The 16057-nt window shown below is 28.6% G+C and carries 18 protein-coding genes; 4 read left to right on the top strand and 14 right to left on the bottom strand.

Annotated features, from left to right (window positions below; translation table 11 throughout):
- The first annotated feature begins 15 nt into the window (after positions 1–15).
- Genes ACTTAO_RS04145 through ACTTAO_RS04160 form a run of 4 tightly spaced genes read left to right on the top strand, consistent with a single transcriptional unit; the run spans position 16 to position 3639 of the window.
- Positions 16–1113: a DNA recombination protein RmuC gene (locus ACTTAO_RS04145; protein WP_440690998.1), complete on the top strand. Its 1098-nt coding sequence runs from the start codon at positions 16–18 to the stop codon at positions 1111–1113.
- 37 nt (positions 1114–1150) lie between these two features.
- The gene (locus ACTTAO_RS04150) at positions 1151–1837 is read left to right on the top strand and encodes a hypothetical protein (protein WP_262590152.1); all 687 of its coding nucleotides are present in this window, start codon (positions 1151–1153) and stop codon (positions 1835–1837) included.
- 13 nt (positions 1838–1850) lie between these two features.
- On the top strand, positions 1851–3287 hold the full coding sequence (locus tag ACTTAO_RS04155; protein WP_440690999.1) for an exonuclease domain-containing protein: 1437 nt from the start codon (positions 1851–1853) through the stop codon (positions 3285–3287).
- A 34-nt stretch (positions 3288–3321) separates the two neighbouring features.
- Positions 3322–3639: a thioredoxin family protein gene (locus ACTTAO_RS04160; RefSeq protein ID WP_440691000.1), complete on the top strand. Its 318-nt coding sequence runs from the start codon at positions 3322–3324 to the stop codon at positions 3637–3639.
- Here the strand turns inward: ACTTAO_RS04160 and ACTTAO_RS04165 are convergent.
- From ACTTAO_RS04165 to ACTTAO_RS04230, 14 genes are read right to left on the bottom strand one after another with little or no spacing between them, the layout of a single operon-like run.
- Positions 3636–4901, bottom strand: a complete 1266-nt coding sequence (locus tag ACTTAO_RS04165) for a bifunctional folylpolyglutamate synthase/dihydrofolate synthase (protein ID WP_440691001.1) — start codon at positions 4899–4901, stop codon at positions 3636–3638. The two genes, ACTTAO_RS04160 and ACTTAO_RS04165, sit on opposite strands and share 4 nt — an antisense overlap.
- A complete protein-coding gene (locus ACTTAO_RS04170) occupies positions 4855–5784 on the bottom strand; it encodes an acetyl-CoA carboxylase carboxyltransferase subunit beta (RefSeq protein WP_075505966.1) in 930 nt (309 codons plus the stop codon). The genes ACTTAO_RS04165 and ACTTAO_RS04170 overlap by 47 nt, the downstream gene beginning before the upstream one ends.
- Entirely contained in the window at positions 5781–6581 is an 801-nt protein-coding gene (gene trpA, locus ACTTAO_RS04175) for a tryptophan synthase subunit alpha (protein WP_440691002.1), read from the bottom strand. Before trpA ends, ACTTAO_RS04170 begins: the two co-directional genes overlap by 4 nt.
- Complete coding sequence (locus ACTTAO_RS04180; RefSeq protein WP_440691098.1) at positions 6581–7810, bottom strand: tryptophan synthase subunit beta; 1230 nt, start codon at positions 7808–7810, stop codon at positions 6581–6583. Before ACTTAO_RS04180 ends, trpA begins: the two co-directional genes overlap by 1 nt.
- Complete coding sequence (locus tag ACTTAO_RS04185) at positions 7800–8429, bottom strand: phosphoribosylanthranilate isomerase (protein WP_440691003.1); 630 nt, start codon at positions 8427–8429, stop codon at positions 7800–7802. The genes ACTTAO_RS04180 and ACTTAO_RS04185 overlap by 11 nt, the downstream gene beginning before the upstream one ends.
- Entirely contained in the window at positions 8429–9118 is a 690-nt protein-coding gene (pyrF, locus tag ACTTAO_RS04190; protein ID WP_440691004.1) for an orotidine-5'-phosphate decarboxylase, read from the bottom strand. Before pyrF ends, ACTTAO_RS04185 begins: the two co-directional genes overlap by 1 nt.
- A complete protein-coding gene (locus ACTTAO_RS04195) occupies positions 9108–9398 on the bottom strand; it encodes an HU family DNA-binding protein (protein ID WP_440691005.1) in 291 nt (96 codons plus the stop codon). The genes pyrF and ACTTAO_RS04195 overlap by 11 nt, the downstream gene beginning before the upstream one ends.
- Positions 9399–9414: 16 nt before the next feature.
- Positions 9415–11142, bottom strand: coding sequence for a S1 RNA-binding domain-containing protein (locus ACTTAO_RS04200; protein WP_440691006.1), 1728 nt, complete (start codon positions 11140–11142; stop codon positions 9415–9417).
- Positions 11142–11798, bottom strand: coding sequence for a (d)CMP kinase (gene cmk / locus ACTTAO_RS04205; protein ID WP_440691007.1), 657 nt, complete (start codon positions 11796–11798; stop codon positions 11142–11144). The genes ACTTAO_RS04200 and cmk overlap by 1 nt, the downstream gene beginning before the upstream one ends.
- A complete protein-coding gene (aroA, locus tag ACTTAO_RS04210; RefSeq protein ID WP_440691008.1) occupies positions 11795–13120 on the bottom strand; it encodes a 3-phosphoshikimate 1-carboxyvinyltransferase in 1326 nt (441 codons plus the stop codon). Before aroA ends, cmk begins: the two co-directional genes overlap by 4 nt.
- Before the next feature lie 5 nt (positions 13121–13125).
- Positions 13126–13902 carry an ATP-binding cassette domain-containing protein gene (locus ACTTAO_RS04215; RefSeq protein ID WP_440691009.1) on the bottom strand — a complete coding sequence of 259 codons (777 nt, stop codon included), beginning with the start codon at positions 13900–13902 and terminating at the stop codon, positions 13126–13128.
- Position 13903: 1 nt separating this feature from the next.
- Positions 13904–14476: an LPS export ABC transporter periplasmic protein LptC gene (gene lptC / locus ACTTAO_RS04220; protein ID WP_440691010.1), complete on the bottom strand. Its 573-nt coding sequence runs from the start codon at positions 14474–14476 to the stop codon at positions 13904–13906.
- A complete protein-coding gene (locus ACTTAO_RS04225) occupies positions 14477–15445 on the bottom strand; it encodes a KpsF/GutQ family sugar-phosphate isomerase (protein ID WP_440691011.1) in 969 nt (322 codons plus the stop codon).
- Positions 15445–16056, bottom strand: coding sequence for a ribonuclease D (locus ACTTAO_RS04230; RefSeq protein ID WP_440691012.1), 612 nt, complete (start codon positions 16054–16056; stop codon positions 15445–15447). Before ACTTAO_RS04230 ends, ACTTAO_RS04225 begins: the two co-directional genes overlap by 1 nt.
- Position 16057: the final 1 nt, after the last annotated feature.

Consider the following 16057-nt stretch of genomic DNA (forward strand, 5'->3'; position numbering starts at 1 on the left):
GATATAAAGTGATTCATGGAAGCTATATTTTTAGTTATTTTAATTCTGTTGCTCGGAGTAGTTTCAGCAATTCTTTACTTAAATTTGAGATCTAAGCCTGAAGATCAAAAAGAAAATAAAGAAGCTGAAGAAATAGCTAATTTAAAATCAGAAATCTCAAGTTTAAAGGATACCTTAAATACAACAATCAATAGCTCACTTGGAGCAATGTCTACTTCATTTAACAATCTGTCTACCGGAGTAACAAAAGATATGACAGAAGCTTTAACTAAAGTAGATGAAAAAGTTGGAAATTTTAATCAACAAGTTCAATTATTAAACCAAAGCCAGGAGAGTATAACTAAGATTTTGGCTGGGGTTAAAAAATATGGAACACTTGCGGAGTTTAGTTTGGATGCACTGATTAAAGATTTGCTACCAGCTTCTCAATTCATGACAAATGTGAAAATGAAAGAAAATACAAGTGAGAATGTAGAATTTGCAATCAAGCTTCAAGGTGATGTTTTAGTTCCAGTTGATAGTCATTTTCCAGTTGAGAAATTTAAAGCAATTACCGATGGTCATGACGCGGAAGATAAAAGGTTAGTTGCTGATGCTAGAGCAAAATTAGCCACTGCATTTAAAGCAAAAGCTAAAAGTGTAAATGAAAAATATATCGTACCACCAAAAACTACTGACTTTGCAATTGTGTATGCTCCTACAGAAAGTTTGTACAAAGAATTAACTGAATACCAAGACCCAAGTACAAAAGAATTATTAACTCAAGAATTAATGAAAAAATATAAAGTTGTAATTTGTGGCCCTAATACTTTATCAGCATATTTGCAATCTTTACACATGGGATTCCAATCCTTGAAAGTTCAAAAGGGTGCAACTGAAATTTACAATCATTTAAAAACAATAAGTACAAGATTTTCAAAACACTTTGACAACATAGTAGTTCTTAGAAAAAAATTAGAAGATGCTATGAGTGTAGTTGATAAATTTGGAACAGATGCAAGATCAATAAATAGAACTTTGGAAAGTATAAAAGATCCAGAGCAGGTAGAGAAAGCTGTACAAACAGACAACGTTGAAAAATTTGTTGATAAACAAAGACAAATTAAAAATTAATTTCTTTTTTTTGATAATACCATTTATAAGAAATCTCATGCAATGGAATCGTAAATATGATTATCCAAAATCTTCAAGAGCAACTGTTGATGGCATTAGAAGATATCTTTTGGGAGAAGAAAAATTACCAAGCGTTACTTCAATTTTAGATGTTACTAAATCTGAGGAGGATAAAGCAGCATTAGCAAATTGGAGGGAGAGAACAGGATATAAAGAAGCCGAGGCTATCACAAAAGCTGCAAGTAGTAGAGGTTCACAAATGCACAACTATTTAGAATCTTATTTGCTTGGGAGAGAAAATTTAAGTTTTTTTGATGATAATGAACAATATAAATTGATGGCAAAAGAAATAATAGATCATGGTTTAAAAAATAGATTGGAAGAAATATGGGGTGTTGAGTGTACACTGTACTATCCAGATAAGTATGCTGGCACTGCGGATTGTGTTGGAGTTTATGAAGGAAGAGAAACAATCATAGATTTTAAACAAAGCAATAAACCAAAGAAAGCTGAGTATATCGATTCATGGTTATTACAAACCAGCGCGTATTCTTTGGCTCATAATGTTGTGTATAACTCTAATATCACTTCTTGTGTAATCTTGGTCTGCACTGTAGATAAATTATTCCAAGAATTTAAAATTCAAGGACATGATTTAGTTATCTATCAAAATTTGTTTTTAGGAAGATTAAAAAAATTTCATGAACTATCTAATTTAACTTAAAATATAAGAAAATATGGACAAATTTGTAATCTACGACACTGAAACAACTAATAGCACTATTTGGGGATCAATTATTGAGGTTGGAGCAGTCGTTGTTGATAAAAATTTAAATGAAATTGGTAAGTTAAATATCAGAGGCAGAATGCCAGAAGGAGAAGTGCCAAGTGCTAAAGCTCTATTGGTAAACTCAACAAGTATAGATTTACTTACCAAAGGAAACTATTCTCATTATGAATTCTTAGGAGCAGTTGAAAACTTCTTCTCAAAAGCTGCACCAGCATTATTCATGGGATGGAGTAACTTAAATTTTGATAGACGTATGTTTCATTTTAATTTTTTTAAAGGTAACAGATATCCTTATATTACTCACTCATCTCCAAATAAAGAACACGACGGTCTTCATGTTGCAAGAGCTGCACAAACAATAAATTCTGAAACTTTAAAAACTGAACTAACAGATGCTGGAAATGAAAGTCTTGCTCTTGAAGGTTTAGCAAGACAACAAGGATTTGATACTTCACAACAACACACTGCATATCATGATGCATTTACAAGTTTAAAAATTTTAAGAATTATTAAAGAAAAGCATAACGATAATTGGGAAAAATTTTTAACTACCTCTACAAAGAGTAGTGTGGAATCTATTTTAAAAGGAGAAGGTATTTATTCAATTTTTGAAAATGTTAAAGGAAGAAATATGATGTATTTAGTATCAACATTACATCCAGAACATTGTTTTCATCCAACCTATGCTTCTTGGGGATATTTGTGGGATTTAAGAAGAGATCCAGAACCTTTTTTAAACATGTCAGTTAATGAGCTAAAAGCTAATCTTAAAAAAATAAGTCCTAAAGCTTTAAGAGTTATTAAAACAAATAAAGCGCCTGTAGTATTAGATAAAAAATTTGCTTTAAAAGAAAAAGCCTATGCAGATATTGATTTGGAAACAATTCAAAAAAGAGCCAAATTAGTTAGATCTAGCGAAAACCTATGCAAGAATATTCAAATCATTAATAGGGAAGCTGCAGAAGAAAAGGCTCAAACTCAAAATCAAGAAGATTTACTTCCTGAGGAAACATTGTATGAGAAATTTGTTCCAAACAAAGATACTGCTTTATTTAAAACATGGCACAGCTCGTCATGGGAAGACAAATTAAGATTACTAGATAAATTTCAAGATAAGAGATGTGCATGGTTTGGACAAAAAATTATTTACCAAGAAGCACCTCACGTATTACCACCTGATTTATATAAAAATATTAAAAGTGAGATAGCTAGAAGAATTTTAAGTAAAAACAGAGAAAAGTGGCAAACTATAGCAATGGCTTACACCGAAATAGACACCTTGAGAGACCAAGCATCTAATAGAGATGATGAAGAAGAACTAAAAAAATTGGATGAAATAAATGAATTTATTATGTCTATTGAAAAAAAATATGAAATTGCATAGTTGACTTTAAAACTTAAATTTATAGAAAGGATTTATGCTTATAGATTTTAAAGATGAAGATTTTGATAGTAAAATCAAAAATGAAGATATTTCAGTAATCCAGTTTTCAGCTGCTTGGTGTGGACCTTGCAAAGCTTTAAAACCAGTGATGGATAAATTAGCTGATGAATACAAAGGTAAAGCTGGTTTTTATTATGCTGATGTAGAAGATGGTGGAATAAACACTGGAAGTGCTGCTGGCATAAGAGGCGTACCAACTGTTATTATTTACAAAAAAGGTGTTGAAGTAGATAGAAAAGTTGGTGGGGTACCTGAAAGCCACATGAAAGAATTTTTAGAAAAAAATATCTAATTCAAATTAAGTATTTCTCCAGCTAGATAAAGAGAACCTGTAATTAAGATTATATCGTTTTTCTTGACCGAAATAGACTTGATTGCATCAAATATATCTTCTTTGTACTGAACATTTTTGAATGAATTTAGTTTGTTTTTTAATTCTTTTCCGCCAATTGAATTAGGTTGGTTTGGAATATCAATAGTGGTCAAGGTTGAGATATTTTTAAAATAACTAATATACTCATTATGATCCTTGTTGGACATCATACCTAAGATTATGTGTTTATTACAATCTAAAGTTTGGAGGTATTCATTTACCACTCTAGCTCCATCAGGGTTATGATCCCCAGAAACTAATAATGTATTATTTTTTACAAGTTCTTTTAGTTTTCCAGATTTAATTTCCTGTAATCTTGCAAGATTATTAATATTTTGAATACCATTTTCTATTTCATTGCTTTGAATTCCAAGATTTAAAGTTCTTATAGTTGCAATAGCAGTTGATATATTTTCTAATTGAAACTGACCAAGAACGTTCGGTATAGGAAGTTTCAAACCTCCCAATTTATCCTCGTAGTAAAAAAAACCATTCTCTTGAATTGAATAACTATAGTCTTCATTAAAAAATAACTTATTTGAAGAGTTATTTTTTATAGTTTTTTTAATACATTCCATTGTCTGTTCTTTATTTTGTTTAGCGATAATAATATTTGAATTAAGTAAGACTGATGTTTTTTCAAAAACAATTTGCTCAATTGTTTGATTTTCTTTTGGAAGCCAGTCGAGATGGTCTTTACTTATAGATGTTACTATACTTGCAAGATTACTCTTTAAAATATTGGTAGCATCAAAACGGTGGAATAAACCACTTTCTATTAAGTTGATATTGTCAGGATATTGGGCAGCTTTATAAAAAAAACAAGCTGATAACATTTCAAAAACAGTTATTGGTTCGTTATTATTAACTTTTTCAACCTCTTCTAATAAATCAGCTAATTCCTTGTCATTTAATTCCTGATTATTAAAAATAAATCTTTCATTAATTTTTTGTATATGTGGGCTCGTATATACATTGCATTTTAAATTCTTCTCCTTAAGAATTGCATAAATAGCCTGGATGGTAGAGTTCTTTCCATTAGTTCCTACAACTGATATGGCCTTAATTTTATCTTGAGGGTTTCCTAATTTCTTACAAAGATTTTGAATTCTATCTAAAGATAAATCTATTTCTTTAGGATGCAACTTTTGAAAATTGCTGAGTATCTTCTGAAGTTTCATTTTGCTCAGAACTTATAGCAGAATTTTGTTTTAACAATATTGATAATAAAGTTCCTATTTTAGATGCTAGATCTCTTCTCTCTACGATTAAATCAACAAACCCAGTTTTCTCAACATACTCACTTTTTTGAAAACCTTCAGGCAATTCCTCTTTTACTGTTCCTTGAATAACTCTGGCACCTGCAAATGCAATTAAAGCACCAGGTTCAGCAATATGAATGTCTCCTAACATTGCATAGGAAGCAGTTATTCCTCCTGCGGTAGGGTCTGTAATACAAACTAGGTAAGGTAAACCATTTTTCTTTAATTCATTAATTGCAAGTGTAGTTCTTGTCATTTGAGATAATGAAATTAAACTTTCCATCATTCTCATTCCTCCACCAGCACTTATACATATAAATGGCGTTTGATTTTCTATTGCATGTTGAATTCCATATAAAAATGCTTCACCTTCTGCAGCAGCCATTGATGCCCCTAAAAAATCAAAATCAGATGCAACAGCAGTAATTTTAATATTATTAATTGTCCCAGATGCAACCATCATTCCACAATCTAATCCGGTTTTCTTACGAGCACTTTTTAACCTATCTTTGTAAGATTTAGAGTCTGTCCAATTTAAAGGATCATCTTTTGGAATTGGTGTTTTAAAAACTTCATAGTTGTTTTTTCCAAACAAAATATCAAATCTTTGTTTTGGTTTAATTCTATGATGTTTATTACAATCTGGACATACCCAAAGGTTTGCTTCTAAATCTTTTTTTAAAATTGGACCACGACAACAACTCGTCCATTCACTTTTTGCGATATCTTCTTTAGTAGCTCGTTCACGTATAGCAGTTTTTATCTTTTCACCTGCTTTAATAATTTTGGTTATCCAGTTCATTGAATTTTATTTCTTAATCTTTTAACGATATTAGTAACATTTGTGACAGTATTTTGTCTTCTTTCAATTGATTTAGATATTTCCTTACATATCGCACTACCAACTACTAGACCATCAGCTTTTTTAAGAGATTTAATCGTCTTTTCTGTAATACCAAAGCCAATCACCACATTTTTTGATTTATTTTGATTTTTAATTTTATTGTATCTTTCCAAGATTTTCTTTGGGGAAACTTTTAGTTTACCCCCTGTAGTTGACAACATGCTAATATAGTAAACCATATCATGAGAGTCTTTTATTATTTTTTTTAATCTAATTTGAGAAGTAGTAGGTGAGACCAGCTGTATAAAATTCACTCCACTCTTTTTACATCTTGATGCAAAACTTTTGTTTTCAGGATAAGGCAAATCTACAACAATTAGTCCATCTACTTTTGATTTTTTACATTTATCTAAAAATTTATTTTCATCGTACTGAAAGATCATATTGTAATAACCCATTAGTATAATTGGAGTATTTTTTTTTGATTTTTTAAAATTTTTTGCAATTGAAAATACATCATTAATTTTTATACCATTTTTAATTGCTCTATAGGCACTGGTCTGGATTTGACCTCCATCAGCTATGGGTGTGTTGTGAGGAAAACCCAATTCACAAATATCAGCATAGTCTGAAATAGACTTAAGAATTTCTAAAGATTTTTTTTTAGTATTATCACCTGCAACTGTATAAGTCAGTAAGGCAGGTCTATTTTCTTTTTTTGCATTTAAAAAAGCTTTTTTAAGTAGAGAGCTCATTAATGTTTTCCCAATCTTTCTCTTAAAATATCTCTATCTTTTTTTGCATCACCACAAGAGTTAACAATTATAATTGTGTCTTTGCTTAATTTTGGAGCAATTTTTATTGCCTCAGCAAAAGCATGACTTGGTTCTAAACTTGGATTAAGTTTTTCAAATTTAGTAACCATGACATGGGCATTAAGTGCATCCTCATCTGTTGCATAAGTATATCTTGCTCTTTTTGTATCTTTTAAAAAGCAATGAATAGGACTAACTCCAGGATAATCTAAACCAGCACTTATAGATTCTGTATCATTAATTTGTCCTTCATTATTTTGGCAAACATACGAAGCTGCTCCGTGCAAAATACCAACTTTTGCATTTCTACTTAGTGGTGCTGCATGAAGTTTAGATTTTTTAGGACCTCCAGCTTCTACACCAATTAATTCTATTTGTTTTTTATCAAAATCAATAAACTCACTCCAAAATCCATATGCAGAACTACCACCACCAACACAATTAATTAACTTAATTTTATTTGGAATTTTTTTAAATTCTTCTTTAAGCTGTATTCTTAATTCTCTAGAAATTTGTGCAGTTGACCAACCACATATTTTAACAAAGATATTTGGACCAACAGTACTACCAACGCACATGTGTGTATTATCACAATTAGATACCCAATATCGCATACATTCACTCACTGCATCAACTAAAGTCTGACTTCCAGAATAAACAGGTACTATTTCTGCACCATTCTTTCTCATAGCATCACAATTTGGTTTTTGCCTTTTAATGTCTTTTGCACCCATAAAAATTTTACATTTAAGTCCAAATTTTTTAGCTGCCATACTCAACATTTTTCCTGCATACCCAGCACCAGTATCGCCAACAATATATTTCTTACCCATAGCTTTACAAATTAGTGCATGAACAGTGGCATTATAGATTTTATGTGCACCTCCATTTGCTTCTGAAACTACCTTTGCCCATATTTGAGCTCCACCCAAATGGTTAGATAAGTTTTCTAATTTTACAAAAGAGGTTGGAGATCCAATATAATTTTTAAAATAATAGTCTCTTTTTTTTAAAAAGGCTTTATTATTTCTAAGTTTCCTAAATTCTTTTGTTAAATCCTCCACAGGTTTTTTTAAAGTTTCAGGTATAAAACTACCACCAAACTTTCCTCCCCAGAAACCTTGTTGATCGTGTTGATCAATTAATGGAACACCTTTTTTAAGCTTCATTTTTAATTTCATTAACTTTATTTAAAAAAAATTCTATTTTGGATACGTCTTTTAATCCAGATGTTTCTACACCACCAGATAAATCTATAAAATTTGCCAAATTTTTAAAATTTTTAAGCTCATCATTGTATTGAATATTTCCAGCAATCATTAATTCCTTATTTAATTTGATATTTTTAATCAAGTCATGATCAAAAGACTGACTTTTCTCGTAGCCCTTACTATCAAATAAATATATATCAGTATGATCAGAATATAATTTATAATTACTCAAATCAGACTTTGATTTTATTGTGAAAGCTGTAATAATTTTCTTTTGATATTTTTCTTTTATCTCTTTTATTTCCTCTGGTGTACAATCATATAGTTGATAGTAATCAAAAGGTAAGTTTTTAATTTTCTCTAAAATATTTTTATTTGGTTTTACCAGAACAGCAACATAGTAACTTTGTTTTTGATTATTGATCAAAAGTTTTTCTAAATTTTCGTATTCAACATATCTAGAACTTTTTGGATAGTTGCAAATAAATCCTATAAATGTTGGTGGGTGAGGATGATTAATTAAAAAATTTAAAGTATCAGGATCAGAAATCCCACAAATTTTACAACCCTTAATCATCAGTATAAATGATTAATTAATTTTTTAATATTATTCTTAATATTACCTTTTGTAAGAGATCTTCCAATTACCACTCCCGAAACTTTATTTTTGAAAGCATCTCTTGGTGTCATTACTCTGGCTTGATCGTTCATATTATCACCTGGCAATCTGATACCAGGCGTTATGATAAAAATTTTTTTATATTTTTTTCTAATCATTTTTGCTTCTTTTGCAGAACAAACTATCCCATCACATCCAGATTTTTTAACAATTCCAGTTTGCTTTAAAACTAGTTGGTTAACTGTTTTAGTATGACCAATTTCTTTTAAGGATTTATTGTTAAGACTAGTTAGGATTGTAACCCCTAAGACTTTTAAATTTTTATTAATCTGTTTAGCTTTTTTTTTGATGGCTTTAAGCATGTTAAGTCCACCATTTGCATGTACAGTAATATATTTACAATTTTTTAAATCCTTTAAACTATCAATTGCTGAAAAAGCTGTCTGTGGAATATCATTTATTTTTAAATCCAACCAAAAATCTGATTTATATTTTTCTAAAAATTTTCTTCCATTTTTTGAGTAAAAAAATTGTAATCCAAATTTTGGAATAATATTTAATTTTTTCGTATTAATATTTTTAAGAATTTTCTTTATTTGATTGAGATTTGAAGTGTCACAAGCGACAAATATAGTTTTATTCTCCATTATTAATCTTTTTAAACATTTCTTTGCTCATTTTCCATGATATTACTTTCTTTTCAGGAACTGCAACTTTTTCGCTAGTTTTTGGGTTTCTTCTAATGGAGGCTTTTTGAGTTTTAACTCTAAATGTTCCAAAATTTCTTAATTCAACTCCGTCTCCTCTACGAAGTGATCTTTTTATTTCATTTAAAATTATATCAGTAAATTTCTCTAAATCTTTTTTTAAGAAATTTGGGTAGTTGTTAGAGAGTTGTTTTAGAAGCTTTGATTTTACAATAGCCAATTTATAACTTCTTCAATTATTCTTTCTCTTCTTCTTTTTTCTTTAAATCCTCAGATAATGATGAAAAAGGTAGGTTTTTACCAGAACCTTCAGATCCATATTTTTCAAGAGCTTCTTTTTTCTCAATTTCCTCAAGTAATCTAATGCTTAATGTTACTTTTCTCTTATTCATATCCAAATCTGCGATCGCACAGTCTAATTTTTCACCTCCTGTCCATCTACTTGGTCTAGCATCAGCAGCATTAATTGCTATTGCAGATTTTTTAATCTGGAAGTCCATTTCACAACCTTCTGGTCTTACTATAAGTCCTTTGTTATCAGTTGAAACAACTTTAACAGTTATTGTTTGATTTTTTGACTTATCTTTAAACCAGTCAAATGGATCTGCTTGAGTTTGTCTTAAACCTACTCTAATTTTTTGTTCAGAGGATTTGATTTCTAATACCTTAACCTTAAGCTTATCACCTTTTTTATATTTAGAGAGTTCTTCTTCTCCATTATTTAAATACGTTAAATCATTACAATGTAAGAAAGCATCAATATCTAAATCTTCAATTTTAACAAATAAAGAATATTCATTCTTGTTTACAACTTCACCTTCAACAATAGTATCTACTGGATATTTTTTCTCAAATGTTTCAAAAGGATTATCTTGAGTTAATCTATGTGATATTGCAACACGTCTTTTGTCTTTGTCAATCTCAGTAATTACACAATCTATTTCATCACCTACTTTGAACATTTTTTTTGCTGAAATATTTTTTTTAGTCCAACTTAGTTCGCTTGAATGAAGCAAGGTTGTTAAACCTGGTTCTAGCTCACAAAAAGCCCCAAAGTCCATTAATTTTACTACTTTAACTTTGTAGATTTTATTCAATTCGTAATTTTCAATATGCTCAAAAGGATCTGGAGATAATTGTTTTACTGAGCATCCAACTTGTAATTTTTCTTTATCAACACTAATAACTTTTAGGTCGTGTTTTTCACCTATGTTAAATACTTCATCCGGATGATTTACTCTTGAATAAGAAATTTCTTGTAAATGAACCAATACATCTAATTCACCATTGACATTAAAGAAGCAACCAAATGAACTGTATCCTTTTACTTCAGCACCTTTTATAATGTCACCAACTTTGTATTTTTCAACTATTTTTGCTTTATCTTCTTTTTTAAAAGATGAAATTATTTCTCTTCTAGATACGCAGGCATTCCCTCTAACTTTGTCTAGTTTGATAAGCGCAAATTTTTGTGGCTCATTCATTAAATGACTTATGTCTTTTAAAGGTTTATCACTTATCTGTGAACCAGGCAAAAACATAAGTGAGCCAGTATCAATATGTTCGACTATGCATCCACCTTTGCACTTAGATGTAATTTTACCCATGATGGGTTCATTTTTTTCATATGCTTCAACTAGTTTGTCCCAACCTTTAATTTTTTGAGCTTTACTTGCAGAAACTAAAACTTCACCATTTTTATCTTCAATTTTTTCAAGTAAAACTGGAATAGTTTCACCAACTTTGATTTTCTCTGAAAGACCCATGCTCTTTAATTCGTTAATATCAAGAACCGGTTCTGATTTTAAACCTTCGACAAATAAAAATACAAATTTTTCAGTAATTTTATTAATTTTACCATCAATTATTTTACCTTCTTCTATTTGTACTTTTGAAAGCTGACTACTTAGTAATTTTTCGAATTCTTGAGATGCTGGATTAGATAAATCTTTGTAAATTTCCATTAATTATTAATTTTCCTGTCTATTATTTTTTTTATTTTTAAAAAACATGCCCTTTTATTAAGGTTTGTCGTATTAATCAATAGTGAATCTTTTGTTTTCTTTAATGGAGATATTTTTCTATTTAAATCACTTTTATCGCGATTTTTAATGCTTTTTAAGACTTCTTCATAAGTTGTTATTTTTTTTAGTCCTTTTAATTCTTTATATCTTCTTAATGCCCTAGTTTTTACATTTGCAGTAATATAGAATTTAAAGTCAGCATCAGGAACAATATTATATGTGATATCTCTACCATCTAAACAAGAACCTTTGTATTTTTTTGGCGGGTTGTAAGCAAAATTAATTTGAAATGAGTGCACCATATTCCTAATAGATTTAATTTTAGAAATTACAGAGGCTTCAGTTCCTATCTTATCGGATAATAAATTTTTATCTGAAAGATCTTTTATTTTTAATGAGTTTATCTTTGATTTTATAAATTTATTATTAAATTTTTTTGGGAATTTAATTTTTAAATAAGCAATAAATCTATAAATTTTTCCAGTATCAAGGTAAAAAAGATTATAATGATCTGATAAAGCTTTTGCTAAAGTTCCTGCACCTGCTGCTGCTGGAGAGTCAATTGCAATTTTTAAAATGTTTTTTCTTTTAATCATTTTTTTAAATCTTCAATTATTTTTAAAAAATTTGGAAATGATGTATTTATTGAATCTTTATCATGAAGTATCCATTTTCCACCAAAAGATAAGGCTGCAACTAAGCTTGTCATAAAAACTCTATGATCTTTCATATAATTTTTTATGACAATTTTTTTATTAAAATTTAAATTAAGATTTGGATTACCGTAGATTTTAATAGAGTTATTCGTTGCAATTGTTTTTATTCCTAAATTTTTTAAGATTTTTGCAGCCCATTTTAACCTTGGGCTTTCTTTTTGATTTAATTCACCTAGGTCTTTAAAATAAGAGACACCTTTAGCTTTAGCTGCAACTAAAAAAATAACTAAAAATTCGTCAATCGCTCCACTATTTAATTTTGTGGGACAATTAATTGATTTAATATCTTTTGCACTTAGTATTTTTAAATCAGCTTTCTCTTCTCCTTTGTAAATTTTTCTATTTTTAAAGATAATTTTCACTCCCATTTTTTTTAAAATAGTAATAATGCCTATTCTTGATGGGTTTATATTTACATTTCTAATTACTAATTCTGAATTTTTTGACAGAGCTGTTAGAACAATGAAGAACGCACTAGAGCTTATATCAGAGGGAATATCGTAATTTAAAGTATGAATTTTTTTTACTTTTTTAATTTCAATTTCATCAAAATTTTTATTTTTTTTAATTCTAATAGGTAATTTCAAATGTTTACATAATAGCTCAGTATGATTTCTTGATTTTTTTGCTTTAATTTTTGTAGTTCCATCAGTCCTCATAGCTGCAAAAATAATCGAACTTTTGCATTGTGCTGAGCCTCTTTTTTCGAAGTATTTAATTGGTTTTAATTTTGATGTACCATATATTTTTAATGGTAGAAAACTTTTATTTCTTAATTTAAATTGAGCACCAAACTTACTCAAAGGCTCTGATACTCGTTTAAAGTCTCTTTTAGATAAACTTTTGTCACCCACTAAAGTAATTGGATTAGATGAATTCACTAACAAACCAAGAATAAGTCTTCCCAAAGTGCCTGAATTTTGAGCATCTATTTTTAAGTTTTTTTTATATTTATAGCCGTCTATTCCTTTACCAAATATTTTACATTCTTTTTTATTTAAAATTACCTTGATACCTAGTTTTTTTACAGCTTCTATTGCAGCCAAGACATCTTCTGAAATTAGTAAATTTTTAGCTTTTGATACACCCTCTGCCAAGGATGAAAATAGTACCCATCTAATACTTATACTTTTATCGCCGCTTACTATAATTTTTTTTTTAAAATTATTTAGTTTTTCATTTACAATTAATTGGTTTGGCATAAAGACTAATTAAACTTAAAGCTATCACCAAAGTATGCATTTTTAGCATTAATATTGTTTACTAGGTTTGATGGTGTATCTTGAGCGATTATTTTACAATTGCTCAAGATCATAGCTACGTCCACACAAGCCAATAAGTCTCTTGCTTGGTGGTCACATATACAAATTGTAATTTTAGTTTCTTGTTGCAAACTTACTATTATTTCTTGGAGCATTTTTATTGTCAAAACATCTAAAGCAGCAAAACATTCATCTAAAAGTAATACTTTTGGGTCACTTAAAAGCGATAGAGCAATCACCAACTTTTTTTTTTGACCTCCAGATAAAAATTTTGCCTTGATATCCTTTACATTTTCAAGTTCAAACTTTGATAGTAGATAATTAATTTTTTCACTTCTTAAATTTTTATTATCAATTACAATTTCGCTAATAGCTTTTAAATTATCTTTAAGAGATAAATCATTAAAATAACCTCCATACTGAGGAACGTAACCAACTTTGAATTTTTTTGCTCTTAGATAAATAGGATAATTAGTTACATCTTCACCATTAATTTTGATTTGGCCACTAACTGTATTAATTAAACCTGTTATCAAATTAAATATAGTTGATTTACCAACACCATTAGGACCAAGCATACCAAAAATTTGACCTTCATTAATTTTGAAATTTATAGAATCTAAAATAAGCCTCTTTCCATAAGAAAGAGTTACATTATTAAACTCAATTATGGGTCTTTGATTTTTGAATGATTTAATTCTGAACTTTTTAATTACGCCCATATTAATTTTTACTCTTAATATTTATTTTTTTATTTTGTTCATACATAAAAATTTTTGAGTCTTTTGTTTGTATGTCCATTTCCATAGCATCTGCTTTTAATATATTATCAGGTCCTGTGTAAACAATATTTCTAGATATCAGCATTAGATTTTTTTCTAGAGAAAAATCAAGATATTCTCCTGTTATATTTTTATCTAAATAGTCAATGTTTACATTTTGTGAAAATATTGTATCAAAATTTTTTGTATTATATTTACCATAATCAGATTTAATAATAATTGTTTCAGAATTTTTTAGATTAATTAAAGCTTTTACGCTAGTGAGGTAGATTATATCTGGATTTTTAATATCAATTTCACCTATTTCAGCGTTAATTATATATTCGTTGCCCCTGGAATCTTTAGAAATATAATTTACCTCTTTTATTAAGTTCGACGAATAAGAATTATCTATTGCACTTAACTCTTCATTTGTTTCTAAATTTTTATTAGGGAAAAATTCCTTTTTACCTATGTATACAATTATAAAAATTAAAAATATTAGAGATAAAGCATATATTTTTTTTAATGCCATTTATGAAATATTAGCACTCAAAATATTATGCACATGAATTACACCAATAGTTTTTTTTTTATTTTTTTTATCATAAACACATAAAGATGTAATTTTTTTAGCATTCATTAGAGATAATGCTTTAACAGCCAATGCATCCTTGGTTATGCCGATTGGTTTTTTGGTCATTATTTTATCAGTATTTAAAATATGAAGATCTTTCTTGTTTTGATTAAATCTTCTTATCTGACCATCAGTAATTATTCCTGTGGTTACTCTTTTTTGATTTCTTACAATTAAGACACCTAATTTTTTATTACTCAATATCTTTAGCGCTTTATCCATTTTCAACTTCTCATCTACAAATGGTATTTTTTCTCCAGTTATCATTAAATCTTCTACAGTCATTAGCTGTTTACCTAAGCTTCCAGCAGGATGTAATTTTTTAAAATCCATTTTGCCAAATTTTTTAAATTTCATGGTTGAAATTGCCAAAGCATCTCCCAAAGCTAACTGTGCTGTAGTACTTGAGGTGGGCACAATTCCTTCTGCTTCATTTACCTTAGGTATTACAAGTTTGATATCTGATAATTTATAAAGGGGAGAGTCTTTTTTAGAAACTATAGAAATTAACAAAATTTTATTTCGATTTGCATATTGAATTACATTTTTTAATTCTTGTGTTTCTCCAGAATTACTAATTAAAATTAAAATGTCTTTTTTAGATATCATTCCGAGGTCACCGTGTGAAGCCTCACTTGCTGAAATAGCAAAAGAAGGAGTTCCAACAGAAGCAAGTGTAGCTGCAATTTTAGATGCAATTAATCCACTTTTTCCTACACCACATAGAATAACTTTTGACTGACAATTTGAGATCTTAAAGACTGCTTCATTGAAAGAATTGTTAATATTTTTTTTTAAAGCTTGAAGCGCTTTTATTTCTAGCTCAATAACATTTTTTGCAATAGGTATATAATTTTTTTTCTTCATTAGTGAGACCAGATATCATCTTTAAACAATGCTAAATCAAGATCAACTCTCGTTTGTAAAAATTTTAAACAATTTTCATAAAGTTTAATTCTATTTTCTCTTTTTAAAATTTTATTAAGTTCATCGTGAATTTTATGAAGATAAATTACATCATTAGCGCAGTATTTAAGTTGTGAAGGTGTTAAATCTCCTCCAAAATCTGAGCTTTGAAATTGTTTACTTATATCTATATTTGTAAATTCTTTAATTAGAGTTTTTAAAGAATGATTATCCGAATAAGATCTAGCTAGTTTCGAGGCAATTTTTGTATCTAAAATATTATTTGTATCCGTATTTAAATAATATTTAATATGAGCCATGTCTGCACGTCCATAATGAAAAATTTTAGTTATATTTTCATCATTTAACAGTTTTACTAAATTAGGTGCTTGATAATTTTTTCTATCAAATTGAACTATATGAGCATCTGAATTACCTGAAGAAACTTGTATTAAGCACAATGGATCACGCCTGACATTTAGACCCATGAACTCACCATCTACAGCTATTATATTGCCTAAATTTAAATCATCTGGTAGATCGTTTTTGTGAAGTTGAATATTATTACTCATT

Source organism: Candidatus Pelagibacter sp. HIMB1782 (assembly GCF_052047475.1).
Classification (GTDB): domain Bacteria; phylum Pseudomonadota; class Alphaproteobacteria; order Pelagibacterales; family Pelagibacteraceae; genus Pelagibacter.

Excerpts from the sequence above, each read along its gene's own strand:
- ACTTAO_RS04145 (WP_440690998.1), top strand. The coding sequence starts at position 16 with ATGGAAGCTATATTTTTAGTTATTTTAATTCTGTTGCTCGGAGTAGTT.
- ACTTAO_RS04150 (WP_262590152.1), top strand. The coding sequence starts at position 1,151 with ATGCAATGGAATCGTAAATATGATTATCCAAAATCTTCAAGAGCAACT.
- ACTTAO_RS04155 (WP_440690999.1), top strand. The coding sequence starts at position 1,851 with ATGGACAAATTTGTAATCTACGACACTGAAACAACTAATAGCACTATT.
- ACTTAO_RS04160 (WP_440691000.1), top strand. The coding sequence starts at position 3,322 with ATGCTTATAGATTTTAAAGATGAAGATTTTGATAGTAAAATCAAAAAT.
- ACTTAO_RS04165 (WP_440691001.1), bottom strand. The coding sequence starts at position 4,901 with ATGAAACTTCAGAAGATACTCAGCAATTTTCAAAAGTTGCATCCTAAA.
- ACTTAO_RS04170 (WP_075505966.1), bottom strand. The coding sequence starts at position 5,784 with ATGAACTGGATAACCAAAATTATTAAAGCAGGTGAAAAGATAAAAACT.
- trpA (WP_440691002.1), bottom strand. The coding sequence starts at position 6,581 with ATGAGCTCTCTACTTAAAAAAGCTTTTTTAAATGCAAAAAAAGAAAAT.
- ACTTAO_RS04180 (WP_440691098.1), bottom strand. The coding sequence starts at position 7,810 with ATGAAGCTTAAAAAAGGTGTTCCATTAATTGATCAACACGATCAACAA.
- ACTTAO_RS04185 (WP_440691003.1), bottom strand. The coding sequence starts at position 8,429 with ATGATTAAGGGTTGTAAAATTTGTGGGATTTCTGATCCTGATACTTTA.
- pyrF (WP_440691004.1), bottom strand. The coding sequence starts at position 9,118 with ATGGAGAATAAAACTATATTTGTCGCTTGTGACACTTCAAATCTCAAT.
- ACTTAO_RS04200 (WP_440691006.1), bottom strand. The coding sequence starts at position 11,142 with ATGGAAATTTACAAAGATTTATCTAATCCAGCATCTCAAGAATTCGAA.
- cmk (WP_440691007.1), bottom strand. The coding sequence starts at position 11,798 with ATGATTAAAAGAAAAAACATTTTAAAAATTGCAATTGACTCTCCAGCA.
- aroA (WP_440691008.1), bottom strand. The coding sequence starts at position 13,120 with ATGCCAAACCAATTAATTGTAAATGAAAAACTAAATAATTTTAAAAAA.
- ACTTAO_RS04215 (WP_440691009.1), bottom strand. The coding sequence starts at position 13,902 with ATGGGCGTAATTAAAAAGTTCAGAATTAAATCATTCAAAAATCAAAGA.
- lptC (WP_440691010.1), bottom strand. The coding sequence starts at position 14,476 with ATGGCATTAAAAAAAATATATGCTTTATCTCTAATATTTTTAATTTTT.
- ACTTAO_RS04225 (WP_440691011.1), bottom strand. The coding sequence starts at position 15,445 with ATGAAGAAAAAAAATTATATACCTATTGCAAAAAATGTTATTGAGCTA.
- ACTTAO_RS04230 (WP_440691012.1), bottom strand. The coding sequence starts at position 16,056 with ATGAGTAATAATATTCAACTTCACAAAAACGATCTACCAGATGATTTA.